The organism is uncultured Roseobacter sp. (genome assembly GCF_947495025.1).
Taxonomy (GTDB): domain Bacteria; phylum Pseudomonadota; class Alphaproteobacteria; order Rhodobacterales; family Rhodobacteraceae; genus Roseobacter.
Map to the genome: position 1 here is coordinate 742,766 of NZ_CANLXG010000002.1, position 15,790 is coordinate 758,555.

Here is a 15,790-nt window from a genome sequence, read left to right on the forward strand (position 1 = left end):
AACCCATCGGAGCACGTTGTCATGAGTGATGCAGAAGACATGGTCGCGCAGATTGAAGCGCTTGGCGATAAACTGAACGCGGCCAGGAATTCGATCACCAAACGGTTCATCGGACAGGAACGGGTTGTGGAACTGACCCTGACCGCGCTGCTTTGTGGAGGGCATGGCCTGCTGATCGGTCTGCCTGGACTTGGCAAGACCCGCCTTGTGGAAACGCTGTCAACGGTCATGGGACTGCACGGTAATCGCGTCCAGTTCACACCTGACCTGATGCCAGCGGATATTCTGGGCTCAGAGGTTCTGGACACCGCCGCGGACGGGTCCCGTGCATTCCGGTTCATTCAGGGGCCGATCTTCTGCCAGCTGCTGATGGCGGACGAAATTAACCGGGCCTCGCCCCGCACACAGTCCGCGCTCCTCCAAGCGATGCAGGAGAAAACCGTGACTGTTGCAGGGGAAAACCGCGCTCTGGGCATACCGTTTCACGTACTTGCCACGCAGAACCCGATCGAACAGGAAGGGACCTACCCTCTGCCCGAAGCGCAACTGGACCGTTTTCTCGTTCAGATTGATGTTGCCTATCCGGACCGCGCGACAGAGCGGGATATTCTGCTGGCCACAACAGGCGACGTCGAAGAGGAATCGACCGAAGTCTTTTCGGCCGCCGAGCTTCTGGCGGCCCAGCAACTGCTGCGCCGGATGCCGGTTGGTGACAGTGTAGTAGAGATGATCCTCGATCTGGTCCGCGCCTTCCGGCCCGAAGAGGAAAGCGCCAGCCAGCGGGTGCGGGAGACCGTCGCCTGGGGTCCTGGCCCCCGCGCGGCGCAGGCGCTGATGCTGACGGTGCGCGCGCGCGCCCTGCTGCAGGGTCGTCTGGCACCGTCTGCAGAGGACGTGCTCGACATGGCGCGACCGGTCCTCAGCCACCGGATGGCGCTGAACTTCGCCGCCCGCGCCCGGGGCGACAGTCTTCAGGGACTCATTGAAACGACCGCTGCTGATCTTGCCGGAACAAAGGCCGCAGCGTGAACACAGCCACCGCCCTTCGTGCCCATGCCGAGACCGAGGCCGCTGCACTGCCTGCTCTTCTGGCCCGGGCAGAGCATCTGGCAGGTTCTGTTCTGCTGGGGGATCATGGCCGGCGACGGGCTGGTATGGGCGATGATTTCTGGCAATACCGACCTGCACAGGCCGGCGACAGCCGCCGCATGATTGATCACCGGCGTTCTGCCAGAGGTGACACAAAGTTCGTGCGCGAACGCGAGTGGCAGATTGCGCAGTCGGTGATGTTCTGGGTCGATCAGGGTGCATCGATGCGGTTCACCAGCGACGAGGCCCTGCCACAGAAAGCCGATCGCGCGCGCTTACTAGGGCTGGCTGCGGCAATACTGCTGGTGCGGGGGGGCGAACGGGTCGGGCTGACGGGCACGCTGCTGCCACCCCGGCGCGGCAACACGCAGATTCTGCGCCTGGCTGAAATGTTTGTGCAGGACGCAAAGGAAGACTACAGCCCGCCGGAACATCGCGCGATGATCCCCTCGGCCCGTGCCGTGTTTATCTCGGATTTTATGTGGGACGTTTCAGAAGTCCGGCTGGCGCTGACAAAAGCCGCTGACCGCGGTGTGCGCGGCGTTCTGCTGCATCTGCTTGACCCGTCTGAAGAGGCCTTCCCGTTTCGGGGCCGTACAATTTTTGAGAGCGTTGGCGGCAGCCTCAGCCATGAGACACTGAAAGCCAGTGAGTTGCGCGACCGGTATCTTGAACGCCTCGCCCTTCGCAAGGCCGAGCTTTCTGAACTCTGCGCTCTCACAGGGTGGCAGTACGGTCAGCATCACACAGATAACACCGCGCTGTCCGCTCTGCTCTGGCTTTACCGGGCACTCGACACAGGCAGTGCCAGATGACCGTACTGGGTGGCATAGGTTTCACCGCACCGTGGCTGCTGATTGCACTGCTGGCGCTGCCCATACTGTGGCTTATTCTGCGCGCCGTGCCACCTGCACCGATCCGGCGTCGCTTTCCGGGTGTGGCACTGCTTCTGGGACTGAAAGACGACGAAAGCGTAAGTGACCGCACGCCGTGGTGGCTGCTGTTATTGCGCATTCTGGCGGTGGCGGCAGTAATCACTGGCCTTGCGGGGCCTGTGCTCAACCCCGAGGCTGAGGCGTCCCGCGGCGATGGTCCCCTGCTGATTGTTCTTGATGGCAGCTGGGGTGGCGCGACCCGCTGGACTGAACAGTCAGAGGCCATTGAGGCACAGCTGACGCGCGCGGGCCGCGCGGGCAGGACCGTTGCCTTCCTTGACATGGCACGACCTGAGCCACCGGTTTTTCAGGCAGCAGATGTCTGGCGCAGCCGCCTGCCGGGGTTCCGCCCTGCAGCATGGCAACCCGATGCGGCACGTTCCGCGCAGGCTGTTTCTTTCGCGGATGAGCTTGGCAGCTTTGACACGATGTGGTTCAGCGATGGGCTGGACTATCCCGGCCGCACAGATGTGCTGGACGCGTTCCGGGCCGCAGGTGCTGTTGAAATTTATCAGACTGCTGCAAACGTCGTCGCTCTCAGTCCCGCAGGCTTTGAAGACGGTGCAGTGCAGCTGACCGCGCTGCGCGCCGCAGCCGGGCCGGAACAGGAGATTGTCATTCAGGCGCAGGGTCGTGATCCTGCCGGCAACGCATCGATCCTTGCAAGTGCCGGTGCGGTCTTCGCGTCGGGCGAGACAGAAGCAACGACAGCACTCTCCCTGCCGGCAGAACTGCGGGCACGGATCACGCGTTTCGATATCCAGGGCCAGCGCTCTGCAGGCGCCACAACCCTCGCAGATGATGCACTGCGCCGTCGCGAGGTTGCGCTGATCGCAGGCCGGGAAAGCCGTGAGGGTCTGCAACTGCTTTCCCCGCTGCACTACATCGAACAGGCACTGGCGCCCAATGCCGACCTTATCCGCGGCGCGATCAGCGATGTTCTGCCCGCTAACCCGGATGTGATCGTTCTGGCCGATGTGGCGACCCTGTCGCCTGCTGAAACCGAAGATCTGGGTACCTGGATTGACAATGGTGGTCTGCTGGTCCGCTTTGCCGGACCACGGGTCGCTGCCAGTGATATCTCGCGGATCGACGAGGACCCGATGATGCCGGTGAGACTGCGCACCGGTGGCCGCACCGTCGGCGGGGCGATGAGCTGGGGCCAGCCAAAGAGCCTCGCCCCTTTCCGCGAAAGTTCTCCTTTCTTCGGCCTGCGCATCCCGGATGATGTACAGATCACCAGCCAGGTCATGGCACAACCTGATCCGACGCTGGCCGAACGGGTGATTGCCGAACTGACGGATGGCACGCCGCTCGTCACCCGCAAGGCCCGCGAGCAGGGGCAGATTGTTCTCTTTCACATCACTGCAACAGCCGACTGGTCGACGCTTCCGCTCTCAGGTCTGTTTGTGCAGATGCTGGAACGGCTGGCTGTTTCCTCATCAGCTTCAGCGCCCGATGCATCCCAGCTGGAGGGCACCACATGGACACCCGAACAGGTGATGGACGGGTTTGGCGTGCTGTCGGACGCCGGCACTCTGCCGGGCGTGCCCGGACCTGATCTGCTGGAGGCGCCGGCAGGGCCTGACATGCAACCGGGCATCTATGCCGATGGCGACCGGCGCCTGGCCCGTAATGTCATCGGTGCGGATACCACTCTGACGGCCGCGACCTGGCCCGCGGATATTCCAATCCGTGGGTTTGCTGTACCGCCCGAACAACCCATTGCCGGATGGCTGCTCAGCCTGTCGATCCTGTTGCTGCTTGCTGACGTTGTTGCCTCTCTGGCGCTTTCAGGCCGGCTTCTGGGCCGCGTGAACAGCAACACTGCAGCAATTGCTCTTCTCGCCCTTCTGTTCCTCCCACCCCCTGCCGCCCATGCCCAGGAAACTAACGCACAGGCCGACGCCTTTGCGCTGAATGCCACCGCAGAAATGGTTCTGGCCTACGTGATCACCGGTGACCGTCGCGTGGACGAGTTGTCAGAAGCGGGGCTGACGGGCCTTTCGCAGACGCTTTATTTCCGGACATCGGTGGAGCCTGCCGACCCGGTAGGTGTCAATCTGGAAACCGACGAGCTTGCCTTTTTCCCGATCCTGTACTGGCCGGTAACCACCGGACAACCGCGTCCTTCGTCCGAGGCGTACGCCAAACTCAATGCATACCTGCGCTCTGGCGGCCTTATTCTGTTTGACACCCGTGATGCTGATATCGCCCGTTTTGGGGGCGCGTCACCGAACGGGCGCAAACTGCAGGATCTTGCAGCACCGCTCGACATCCCACCGCTTGAACCATTGCCCGTTGATCATGTGCTGACGCGCACTTTCTATCTGTTGCAGGACTTTCCGGGCCGCCACACCAGCCGCGAGGTCTGGGTAGAAGCAGCCCCGCCCGATGCCGAGCAGATCGAAGGCATGCCGTTCCGCAACCTGAACGACGGTGTCACGCCCGTGGTCATTGGTGGCAACGACTGGGCGGCCGCCTGGGCCATCAATGCGAACGGCTCGCCGATGGTACCGGTCGGCAGGGGCTTTACCGGAGAGCGTCAGCGCGAACTGGCCTACCGGTTTGGCATCAACCTTGTGATGCATGTGCTGACGGGCAACTACAAATCCGACCAGGTCCATGTGCCTGCCCTGCTTGACAGGCTCGGCCAGTGACGGGGACAGTCATATTTGACCCGCTCATCCCCTGGGCGATGGTCACCATGGTGGCGGTCATTGCGACGATTTCTGTCGTGCTCGCGGCGCTCCGTGGCCTCAATGGCTGGGCGCTTCGGGGGCTGGCAGCTGCCGTCGTACTCGGTGCGCTCTGTAATCCGTCGTATCAGCAGGAAGACCGCGCGCCGCTCACCGATATTGTGGTGATGCTGGAAGACGAAAGCGCCAGCCAGCAGTTGTCAGACCGTCCCGAGCAGACAGTCAGCGCCGCCGATGAACTGGCCGCCAGGATCGGGGCGCGCGCCAATACAGAAGTGCGGCGCGTGGCGATACCGGATGGCGAGGGCGACGCAGGTACCCAGCTGATGACCGCGTTGTCCTCGACTCTGGCCGAAGAGCCGCGCGCGCGCATTGCCGGCATTATTGCCCTGAGCGACGGGCGGGTGCATGACGCAGACCTGCCGGTAAATCTGCCGGCACCGATGCACCTGCTGATGACAGGAAAGGAGACCGACTGGGACCGTCGCCTGTCGATCCGCAATGCCCCCGCCTTTGCCATTATCGGAGAGCCCGTCACACTGACGCTGCGCGTCGAGGATATGGGTGCCGCCCCTGCGGGCTCGGTTATCGCTCCGCTGCTGATCTCCGTCGACGGGGCTGAGCCTCAGGAGTTTCAGGTTCCGCTGGGGCAGGACATCGAGCTGCCGGTCACCCTGCCGCATGGCGGTCGCAATGTTATCGAGTTCACCGTCCCCACCGCCGATGGCGAACTGACCGACCGCAACAACAAAGCGCTCATTCAGATGAACGGCGTGCGCGACAGGCTCCGCGTACTGCTGGTCTCGGGGGAACCCCACCCTGGTGGACGCACCTGGCGCAACCTGCTGAAATCAGACAGCTCGGTGGATCTGGTGCATTTCACCATTCTGCGCCCACCCGAAAAACAGGACGGCGTACCGGTCAGCGAACTGTCTCTGATCGCCTTTCCGACACGGGAACTGTTTCTGGAAAAGATCGATGATTTCGACCTGATCATTTTTGACCGCTATAAACGCCGCGGCATCCTGCCCTCGCTCTATCTTGATAACGTGGCCAGTTATATTCGCGCCGGCGGTGCCGTACTGGTGGCAGCTGGTCCTGATTTCGCGGGTGCTGACAGCCTTTTCCGGTCGCCTCTCGGCTCTGTTCTGCCCGGCGCACCGACGGCGCGCGTCGTGGATCAGCCATACCGGCCAACCGTCACAGATCTCGGCGAGCGCCACCCTGTCAGCACGGGCCTGCCGGGCGGTGGCGACTGGGGGCGCTGGCTGCGCCAGGTCGAGATTACGAGCACAACGGGCCACACCGTTATGTCCGGTACAGGTGATCGTCCGCTGCTGGTGCTCGACCGCGTCGGCGCGGGGCGTGTGGCACTGCTGGCATCCGATCATGCCTGGCTGTGGAACCGTGGCTATGAGGGCGGTGGCCCCCAGCTGGAACTGCTCCGGCGGCTGGCACACTGGATGATGAAGGAGCCGGAACTTGAGGAAGAAGCGCTGACAGCCCAGGCCACCGGCCAGACAATGCGCATCCAGCGCCGGACACTTGAAGATGACGTACCACCCCTGCGCCTGACAGATCCTTCGGGAAATGTGACCGAGCTTGAGCTGACGGAAAGCCGGCCAGGCGTTTTCGAAACCGTTTTCGAGGGCCCCGAGATCGGGCTCTATCGTCTGGAAAATGGTGATCAGATTGCGGTCATCGGACTTGGTCCGGCAGCGCCCCGTGAATTTGAACAGACAATCTCCACTGGTGATATTCTGGCGCCCGTCATTGCCGGTGTCCGTGGTGGTGTCGTCCGCCTCGAAGACGGGTTGCCACGTCTTCGCGATGTACGCGAAGGCCGTCCCGCTGCGGGACGCGGCTGGATCGGTCTGACACCCAGGAATGCCTATGAAACGCGTGATGTGCGACAGACGACTCTGTTGCCAGGCTGGCTGGTCCTGTTGCTCACTGCAGCGCTGATTACAACCGCATGGTTACGTGAGGGCAGACGGTAACTGCCCAGAGGTGCATTCTGACACGAAAGTTCACAGAAGCGCACCTGCAGGCCGGCCCAGATTAAGCAGTTATTCACCGTGAAGCAGCTATCACAGGCCAGTCTGCACTGACCAACCTGCGATTGATATTATGACCCTTGCCAACATTCTGGCAGAAGAACGACGCCGGCGACTTGCCGCAGAACGGCTGCTTGAGGTCAAGCAGGCCGAACTCTTTGCGGCTAATCGCAAGCTGGGTCAGCACGCGCGCAATCTGACCGATCAGATCGTCGAGACCAGGGCCGAGGTCGCAACCGTCCGCGACGAGAACAAGCGTGTAAAATCAGATCTCAGTGCCGCACAGGAAAAGATCCAGCGTGTGGAACGCAGGCTGTGGCATTCCATCGAGACCATCAAGGACGGGTTTGCATTCTTCTCGCCTGATTTCGAGATGATCATGGCCAACCCGTCCTATCTCGCGGTTTTTGACGGCCTCGAAGAAATCAAACCGGGCGTGAGCTACGTCACGATCCTGCAGGTGCTGACAGATGAAGGTATTGTCAATACGGGCAGCATGCGTCCGGCGGACTGGCGACAATATATGATCGAGCGGATGCAATTGCCTGATCCGCCGCCCGAAGTGATCCAGCTCTGGAACGGTCAGTACATCCGCCTGCTTGATCAGCGCGGCCCGGACGGAGACATTATCTCTCTGGGGCTGAACATCACAGAATCTGTCGAGTACGAAAAGAAACTCAAGGCCGCCCGACAGACCGCGGAGATCGCCAACCGGGCCAAGTCAGCATTCCTGGCCAATATGAGTCATGAGTTACGTACCCCGATGAACGGCGTTGTGGGCATGGCCGACCTGCTCCTGGAGAGCGAACTGGACGAGGAACAGGAGCTGTACGTCGATACGATCAAACGGTCCGGCGAAGCGCTGCTCGTTATCATCAATGACGTGCTCGACTATTCGAAAATCGAGGCGGACCGGCTGGAACTGCATCCCGAGCCCTTTGATCTGGAAAAGGCGATTTACGACGTCCTGACCCTGCTGCAGGCGTCTGCCCAGGACAAAGGGATCAGCCTGCTGATGGATTATGAGCCCGGCCTGACCGGCAACCTCGTGGGTGATCCGGGCCGGATCCGCCAGGTTCTGACAAACCTCATCGGCAATGCCGTTAAATTCACCGCAGAGGGCCATGTGGTTGTGCGGGTCCGGGGGCAACCGGATGAGAACAGCGAAACGATACGCCTCAGGGTCAGTGTCTGCGATACAGGGATCGGAATCCCCGAAGACCAGATCGATCTGATTTTTGGCGAATTCAACCAGGTTGAAAACGAACGCAACCGCCAGTTTGACGGGACCGGTCTGGGTCTGGCGATCACACAGCGGCTGGTCGGCATGATGGGTGGCCGGATCTGGGTGACTTCTGAAGAAGGCAGCGGTTCGGAATTCAGTTTCGAAGTTGATCTGAAAACGACGGGCCCCGCACTGCTCGAACCACCGGATATGGCCGATGCGTTGCGACACGTATTGCTGGTGGACGGAACCAACGCAGAGCAGAACCATCTGTGTCAGCAGCTTGAACAGCTCGGGCTGCGGGTGACGACCTGCAATACTGCGGAAAACGCTCTGACAAGGCTGGACGACAGCGTCGATCTGATCATGTCCGACTATGATCTGCCGGACCGGAACGGACTGTCGCTGGCCGCCGAGGTGCGCAGCGCGGGTCACAACGGGCCAGTCTATGTGATGTGCCGCAATATCGGCAACGCCCGCAAGAACCCGGACAAGGACGCATCAAACAAGCTTGTGCAGCGCCCTTTCGTGCGCAGCGACCTGCATCACTGGCTGTCTGATGAATGCTTTGGGAAGTTTGCTGTTGATAAACCTGCGCCCGTACTACCCACCTTCCGGCATAAAACAGGCACTTCACCGACGGCGGAAGACACTCTGCCGGCCGATGACGAAGTGATGGCAGCTGAACCGTCAGAGGCAGCGCCCGAACCCGTCGAGCCCAGGAAGATGCGGGTACTGGCAGCCGAAGACAACAAAACCAACCGGCTGGTATTCTCGAAAATGGTCAAATCGCTGGACATTGATCTTGAGTTTGCCTGTGACGGCATAGAAGCCGTCGAGGCGTGGAAAACATCTGATCCGGACCTGATCTTTATGGACATCTCAATGCCACGGCTCGACGGAAAAGGAGCGGCCACCAAAATCCGTGAACTCGAAGAAGGCAGCGGTACCCGTGTTCCGATCGTTGCACTGACCGCCCACGCGATGGCCGGCGACGAGAAGGAAATCCTCGCCGCGGGTCTGGATCACTACATGACGAAACCGTTGCGCAAAGCCGAAATCGTGTCACGTGTTCTGGCGCACTGCCCCGCAGGCGCAGTCAGCCCCGTGCCGGAACCGGATCAGGAAGCTGGATAAGGGCGCACAAAGACGGGTTTGTCTTCGACCGAAAGGTCGGCACGATAAGAATATCCACCAGTATCAAAATCCAGCAGCGCCTGAGGGTCAGTCAGCCTGTTCGTGACGATGAAACGCGCCATCGCACCCCGTGCCTTTTTGGCAAAGAAGCTCACCATTCTTGGGCCTTTGCCATCGTCTTTGTCTTCCATGAAGGCAGGCGTTATCACACGCAGCTTCAGCGCTTTGGGAGCAACGGCACCGAAATATTCCTGGCTTGCACAATTGACGAGAACTTCTGTACCGACCGTTCCGGCCTGGGCATTGAGATGCTCTGACAGGGAATCACGCCAGTAATCATAAAGACTGGTACCGCGGCGCGTTTTCAGGCGGCTGCCCATTTCCAGCCGGTATGGCTGGATGGCATCCATCGGACGCAATATACCATAGAGGCCAGACAGAATCCGCAGGTGATCCTGAGCCCAGGCCAGATCTTCCTGCGAAAGACTGCCTGCCCCGAGGCCCTGATACGTGTCCCCGGCAAAGGCCATCACGGCCGGTCGCGTGATATCTGCGTCGGGCATTTCCTGAAATGCCTGAAACCGGTCCCGGTTAAGCCGAGCCAGATCATCGCTCAGACCCATCAGATCCCTGAGGCCGCCCAGTGTGAGATTGCGGGCCGTCCGGGCGAGACGCATGGCGTCCTTCTGGAATAGCGGCTCTGTTGTCTGGTCAGCGCGCGCGTCCCAGTCCAGTCGTTTGGCAGGCGAAATCACCACCAGCATCTGCGTCTCCTCTGTCGGCTACCCCGGTCTTTGCGCGTGATCTAGCCCGCCTCTCGCAGGACGTCCAGAAACGCTGGGCCAAATCTCTCGGCCCGGCGCTCTCCCAGCAGTTTCTGCAGCAGTACCGGATCCGGCGCACGAAGCTGTGCCACCCGCGCCAGCAGCGACGCCGGACAGCTCAGAGGCTTGTCCTGCCCCCCTTCGCCACGCGCGAGACTGGCCTGCACCTCAAGCAGGCGGTCATAGACCGACCCTGCCGCACGCCCGGCCAGTTTGCGTCGGGTCGGGTGCATCTGCGGGGCATCGCCCGCGATCACTTCGAGGAATGCGTCACCGTAGCTGTCGAGCTTTTTCGCACCGACACCACCAATGCCGGCCATTGCATCAAGAGTGTTCGGTCGCTTCTCAGCCATCTCGATAAGCGTCCTGTCGGTGAAAATGATATACGCCGGAACGCGGGCAGCCTCGGCAATCGCCCGGCGCTTTGCCTTGAGTGCGGACAACAGCGGTGCATCTTCATCAGATACCATCGCTTTGACCGCCGGCCGGCGCGATGCGGTTGCGGCTTTGATACTGTCGCGCCGCAGCGATATCTTCGCCTGATCGCGCAGAATCGGCAGCGCTGCATCCGTCATCCGCAGCGCACCGTGGCGTTCCGGGTCAGGGCGCACAAGATCGTGACCCATCATCTGACGGAACACCGCCTGCCACTGGCGACGGTCATACTCCTGACCAACTGCAAAAGTTGGCAGAGCCTCGTGGCCGCGCTGACGGACTTTGTCCGTTTCGTTACCCGTCAGAATATCGATCAGATGGCCCGCTCCGAAGTTTTCTCCGGTGCGCAGGATCGCCGACAGTGCCTTGCGCACAGCCGTTGTCCCGTCAAACACATCTGCCGGAGTATCACAGAGATCACACTTGCCGCAGGTGACATTCTGTTCACCAAAATACCGCAGAAGTGTTTCGCGTCTGCAACTCAGTGCTTCGGCGAGGCCAAGAAGCGCATTCAGCCGGGCATGATCCGCCGCGCGTCGTTCCGGAGGAGCCAGACCCTCGTCGATCTGGGACCGGCGCAGCCGGATATCCTCTGGTCCGAACAGGGTCAGCGTTTCAGCCGGGGCGCCATCGCGTCCGGCACGTCCGATTTCCTGATAGTACGCTTCGATCGATTTGGGCAGATCAGCGTGCGCGACCCACCGGATGTCCGGCTTGTCGATACCCATACCAAAAGCGACGGTGGCCACAACGATCAGGCCGTCTTCCTGCTGAAAACGTCGCTCCGCGATCCGCCGGTCCTCGGCCTCCATCCCACCGTGATAATGTAACGCGGTGTGACCGGCCTCGCGCAGACCGGCGGCCAGCCCTTCGGTTTTGGCACGCGTGCCGCAGTAGACGATACCAGACTGTCCCCGGCGTGCTTCTGCGAAATCCAGAATCTGCCGTCGCGGGCTGTTCTTGGCCAGAAAGGCGAGATGTATGTTCGGACGGTCAAAGCCGTGCAGGAAAGACGTCGGTGCTTCGCCGTCAAACAGTTTTTCAACAATCTCCTGCCGGGTTTCGGCGTCCGCGGTCGCCGTGAAGGCAGCCAGCGGTACACCAAGATCGCGCCGCAATGCGCCGATCCGCAGGTAATCTGGGCGAAAATCATGGCCCCACTGACTGACACAATGCGCCTCATCCACGGCGATCATTGAAACGCAGGCCCGCCGCAGAAGCCCAAGCGAGCCGCCCGATGCCAGACGCTCCGGCGCCATGTAAAGCAGTTTCAGCTGCCCTGCTTCCAGTGCGGCAAAAACCGCGTCGGTCTCTTCGGGGGTGTTGCCAGATGTCAGGGCGCCGGCGGATACGCCTGCTTCCTGCAGTGCGCGCACCTGGTCGCGCATCAGAGCGATCAGCGGAGAGATTACCACCGTGACGCCGTCACGAATTAGTGCAGGAAGCTGAAAACAGAGGGATTTACCACCACCGGTGGGCATAATTGCCAGTACGTTCTGCCCGGTCGCTACGGCAGCAACAATATCTTCCTGGCCAGGCCTGAAGCTGTTGAATCCGAATACATCACGTAACAGCGTGGCAGCGCCTGTCATGGGAACCCTGTAAAATTGTCTGCTCTTTTTATGCAGACTCCCACACTAAGGATTCGTGAACAAGGCCTGCCGCGTCAGCAGGACACATAAACCGGCAATTTTTATGAGATCAGATGAAGAGTGCGTAGTTGTTCACAAGCACAATACGCAGGATCGCAACGATCAGCAGCACCGCCAGGGGGGCCAGGTCAATACCGCCCATCTGCGGCAGCATCCGGCGCACCGGCCCGTAGATCGGTTCCAGCAGTCGGTTCAGGCCATACCAGATCTGCGCCACAAGCTGCTGTTGCGTATTCAGGACCTGAAAATTAATCAGCCAGCTCATGATCACATGTGCAATGATAAAGAACCACACGACGTTCAGCAGCAGCATCAGAATTTCGAACAGCGATTGCATCAGGGGTCCTTTCCTTGCGACGCTTCCCAGTTAAGCAGGCAACCGGCAAAGGGCAAGAGCCGGCCCCCTGTGCAAAAACGTCAAAGCCGTGCTTGCGCCGCAGCCTTGTGCCTGTTTTAGCTTAAGATACCCTAAAGAGGCAGGCGGACATGACAGCAGAAAAGAAGCGGATCTGGGGCTGGTTCGCCTTCGACTGGGCTGCACAACCCTATTACACGCTGGGTCTGACTTTCATCTTCGGACCTTATTTCGCTGGCGTCGCAACAGATTTTTTTACGGCTTCCGGTATGAGCGAAGACGCCGCTGACGCGCGTGCGCAAAGCGTCTGGGCCAATGCCCAGCTGGTCGCCGGCCTTTTTATTGCTGCCCTGGGGCCGGTGATCGGCGCATATGCAGACAGCACGGGACGGCGGATGCCCTGGATCATTGCTTTTTCGGTTGTCTATGTCGTTGCCTCTGCGTCGCTCTGGTACATGGTCCCTGACGGATCGGCGCTCTGGTTCTGCCTTTACGCTTTTGCCATCGGATTTGTTGCCGCAGAATTCGCTCTGATCTTTGTGAATGCGCAGCTGCCGGGTCTGGGAGACGAGGACACCATCGGCAAGATCAGCGGCATAGGCGCATCGCTGGGCTACTGGGGTGGCGTGGTATCGCTTTTCATCATGCTGCTGTTTTTCTTCGAGGCCAATCCGGAGGCCGGCACAACGCTCATCGGTCTGGCACCGGCACTTGGGCTGGACGCTTCACAGAGCGAGGGCACACGGTTTGTCGGCCCCTTTATCGCCGGGTGGTTTGTGCTGTTTATGATCCCCTACTTTGCCTGGGTGCGGGAGCCGAAACCGACCGTGAAACAGGGGGGGTTCTCTGCGGCTATGGCAGATCTGCGCGCCTCTCTGGCACAGGTGCTCAGACGCCCGAGCCTTGCCGCCTACCTCGGCTCCTCAATGCTTTACCGCGATGCGCTCAACGCGCTTTATGGCTTCGGCGGCGTCTACGCCCGGCTGGTGCTGGACTGGTCGCTCACCAACATCGCAATCTTCGGGATCATCGGGGCCATCACCGCGGCGATCGCGACCTGGGTTGGTGGCCTTTTCGATGAGAAATACGGCCCCAAACCGGTCATCCGGGTCTGTATCTTCATTCTGATCGTGGTCTGCAGCGTGATCGTCGGCATGTCACGCGAAACCTTTTTCGGGATGGCTCTGGCACCAGGCTCATCTCTGCCAGACATCACCTTTTTTGTCTGTGGCGCGGCCATTGGCGGCGCAGGCGGCGCGCTTTATGCCGCATCCCGTTCGATGATGGTGCGCCACACCAATCCAGACCGCCCGACCGAAGCCTTTGGTCTTTTTGCTCTGTCGGGCAAGGCCACTGCGTTCCTGGCCCCTCTGCTGATCAGCGTCGTCACCACAGCAACCGAAAACGCACGTCTGGGCATTTCGCCGCTGATCGGGCTTTTCGTACTCGCCCTGATTGTGCTCATATGGGTTAACCCAAAAGGAGACCGCGCAGAATGACACGCCTGTCCATCGGACTTCTGACTGCCATCGCCGGCCTGATCCTTGCCAGCTGCGACGAAGCCCCTGCCCCGGAGGTGCTGGCACCCCCCGAGCCGGTCATCGCGACATCGGGCAATTCGAATGCGATCGCAAAACAGCTCTTTGGCGCCAAAAAAGAGGCCTCTGCCCAGCGACCCGGCCCACTGGGCAGCTATGCAAAAGGCTGCGTCGCAGGGGCGGCCCAACTGCCCGAAACCGGACCGACGTGGCAGGCCATGCGCCTGTCGCGCAACCGCAACTGGGCGCATCCCGAAACCGTCGACTTTGTCCAGGACCTCAGCCGCAAGGCAGCACAGCAACCCGGCTGGAACGGTCTCTATGTCGGAGATCTCAGCCAGCCACGCGGCGGCCCGATGCTGACAGGTCATGCGAGCCACCAGATCGGGCTGGACGCGGATATCTGGCTGCGGCCTGCGGACAATCTTGCATTGTCTGCTTCGGAACGCGAAAATATCTCGTCAATTTCCCTGCGGCGTGATCGCGGTGCTTTTGTCAACGACAACTGGACGCCCGCGCATCAGGAGATCATCAGAGCCGCCGCCTCTGACCCGCGGGTGGCTCGGATATTTATTTTTCCCGGTGCCAAGGTCCGTATGTGCCAGGATGCAAAAGGCGACAGATCATGGCTCAACAAGGTGCGGCCCTGGTTCGGACACCACTATCATTTCCACGTGCGTCTGAAATGCCCTGCCGGGGCGGAGGGATGCATTGATCAGGCACCGCCGCCCGCCGGTGACGGCTGCGCGGATGCCCAGGCCTGGGTCAACAACATCCTGAATCCACCACCGCCAGACCCCAACGCAAAACCCCGTAAACCCCGACGCGACCTTGTGCTCGCAGATCTGCCTGCACAATGCGCCGCCGTTTTACAGTCCCGCTGATCATGGCCATGGGGGTTGCCCCCTGGCTGGCCCTGAAGCCTGCTCCACCCGCAGTTCCGCCCGCCGAACAGCCCGCGCAGCTGAGCGCTGTGATCGCAACAGAGACCGGTGCCGAGTGGGCCGGCGGGTTTTCCGGGATCGAGGTCCTGCCGGATGGCAGTGCCTGGTACCTTGTGACCGACAGGGGCCATATTGCCCGGGGTACCTTTATCCGGCAGAACAATGAGCTGATCTCTGCAGACGTCACGGCGTTCAAACCACTGGTGGATCATTTTGGCAACGCACGCGAGTTTCCGCACACTGATGCCGAAGGCCTGGCACTGGATTCAGAAGGGCGTCTGAATGTCTCGTTCGAGCACGCGCACCGCGTACTGCGGTATGACGACTGGGATGCAGCGGCCATATGGCCCGCCTATACCAGATCCTGGCGTGCCCTGCCGCAAAACGGCGGTATGGAAGCGCTGGCTGTAGACGCCAGCGGAACTCTTTTCGCCATTCCCGAAGGGGTCGCCTCGGGCGCCTGGGAAGCGCTCGTTTACAGGCGCAGCCATCCCAATCCCTGGGAGCAGCCCTTTACCCTGCCACTGGCCGCGGGGTTCAAACCGACAGGAGCAGATTTCGGCCCCGACGGGCGGCTCTATCTGCTGGAGCGGGGACTCTACCCCTTTGGCTTTCGCAGTCAGATCCGCAGTATGTCTGTCACCGACACAGGGTTTGAGGACATCCGCGTAATCCTTGAAACCCCTCTGTTTACCCACGGCAACCTAGAAGGCATCGCGGTCTGGCGCGATAACGCGGGCAAAATCCGACTGACAATGGTTTCCGACGACAACTTCCTGCGGCTGTTGCGGTCGGAAATTGTGGAATACGTGCTCACCGAGTGACTTGCGCCCCGCGCACATCCACCGTAAAGACCGCCCGTCGGCCCGACCGGGCCCTCCAAGTGCCGCAACCTTGTCA

At 60.9% G+C, this 15,790-nt stretch carries 11 protein-coding genes; 8 read left to right on the forward strand and 3 right to left on the reverse strand.

What is annotated here, in order from left to right:
* Window positions 1–21 precede the first annotated feature (21 nt).
* The 5 genes from Q0792_RS11820 to Q0792_RS11840 all read left to right on the forward strand — a co-directional run bounded on the left by Q0792_RS11820 (window position 22) and on the right by Q0792_RS11840 (window position 9,142).
* A complete protein-coding gene (locus Q0792_RS11820; protein ID WP_298840531.1) occupies window positions 22–1,029 on the forward strand; it encodes a MoxR family ATPase in 1,008 nt (335 codons plus the stop codon).
* The gene (locus tag Q0792_RS11825; protein WP_298840536.1) at window positions 1,026–1,904 is read left to right on the forward strand and encodes a DUF58 domain-containing protein; all 879 of its coding nucleotides are present in this window, start codon (window positions 1,026–1,028) and stop codon (window positions 1,902–1,904) included. The genes Q0792_RS11820 and Q0792_RS11825 overlap by 4 nt, the downstream gene beginning before the upstream one ends.
* Complete coding sequence (locus Q0792_RS11830) at window positions 1,901–4,684, forward strand: DUF4159 domain-containing protein (RefSeq protein ID WP_298840539.1); 2,784 nt, start codon at window positions 1,901–1,903, stop codon at window positions 4,682–4,684. Before Q0792_RS11825 ends, Q0792_RS11830 begins: the two co-directional genes overlap by 4 nt.
* Window positions 4,681–6,723, forward strand: a complete 2,043-nt coding sequence (locus tag Q0792_RS11835; RefSeq protein ID WP_298840542.1) for a hypothetical protein — start codon at window positions 4,681–4,683, stop codon at window positions 6,721–6,723. Before Q0792_RS11830 ends, Q0792_RS11835 begins: the two co-directional genes overlap by 4 nt.
* Window positions 6,724–6,853: 130 nt before the next feature.
* Window positions 6,854–9,142, forward strand: coding sequence for a response regulator (locus Q0792_RS11840; RefSeq protein ID WP_298840545.1), 2,289 nt, complete (start codon window positions 6,854–6,856; stop codon window positions 9,140–9,142).
* On the opposite strand, the gene yaaA is transcribed toward Q0792_RS11840, so the two are convergent.
* From yaaA to Q0792_RS11855, 3 genes are all read right to left on the reverse strand, one after another.
* Window positions 9,127–9,906, reverse strand: coding sequence for a peroxide stress protein YaaA (gene yaaA, locus Q0792_RS11845; RefSeq protein WP_298840546.1), 780 nt, complete (start codon window positions 9,904–9,906; stop codon window positions 9,127–9,129). The genes Q0792_RS11840 and yaaA overlap by 16 nt on opposite strands.
* Window positions 9,907–9,947: 41 nt before the next feature.
* On the reverse strand, window positions 9,948–11,993 hold the full coding sequence (gene recQ / locus Q0792_RS11850; RefSeq protein WP_298840548.1) for a DNA helicase RecQ: 2,046 nt from the start codon (window positions 11,991–11,993) through the stop codon (window positions 9,948–9,950).
* A gap of 109 nt (window positions 11,994–12,102) precedes the next feature.
* The gene (locus Q0792_RS11855) at window positions 12,103–12,390 is read right to left on the reverse strand and encodes a YggT family protein (protein ID WP_298840551.1); all 288 of its coding nucleotides are present in this window, start codon (window positions 12,388–12,390) and stop codon (window positions 12,103–12,105) included.
* A gap of 149 nt (window positions 12,391–12,539) precedes the next feature.
* Between Q0792_RS11855 and Q0792_RS11860 the strand changes: the two genes are divergently transcribed.
* The 3 genes from Q0792_RS11860 to Q0792_RS11870 are packed head-to-tail and all read left to right on the forward strand — an operon-like array spanning window position 12,540 to window position 15,714.
* Window positions 12,540–13,907, forward strand: coding sequence for an MFS transporter (locus tag Q0792_RS11860; RefSeq protein WP_298840553.1), 1,368 nt, complete (start codon window positions 12,540–12,542; stop codon window positions 13,905–13,907).
* On the forward strand, window positions 13,904–14,830 hold the full coding sequence (gene mepA / locus Q0792_RS11865) for a penicillin-insensitive murein endopeptidase (RefSeq protein WP_298840556.1): 927 nt from the start codon (window positions 13,904–13,906) through the stop codon (window positions 14,828–14,830). The genes Q0792_RS11860 and mepA overlap by 4 nt, the downstream gene beginning before the upstream one ends.
* A complete protein-coding gene (locus tag Q0792_RS11870) occupies window positions 14,803–15,714 on the forward strand; it encodes an esterase-like activity of phytase family protein (RefSeq protein ID WP_298840559.1) in 912 nt (303 codons plus the stop codon). The genes mepA and Q0792_RS11870 overlap by 28 nt, the downstream gene beginning before the upstream one ends.
* The last annotated feature ends 76 nt before the right edge of the window (window positions 15,715–15,790 follow it).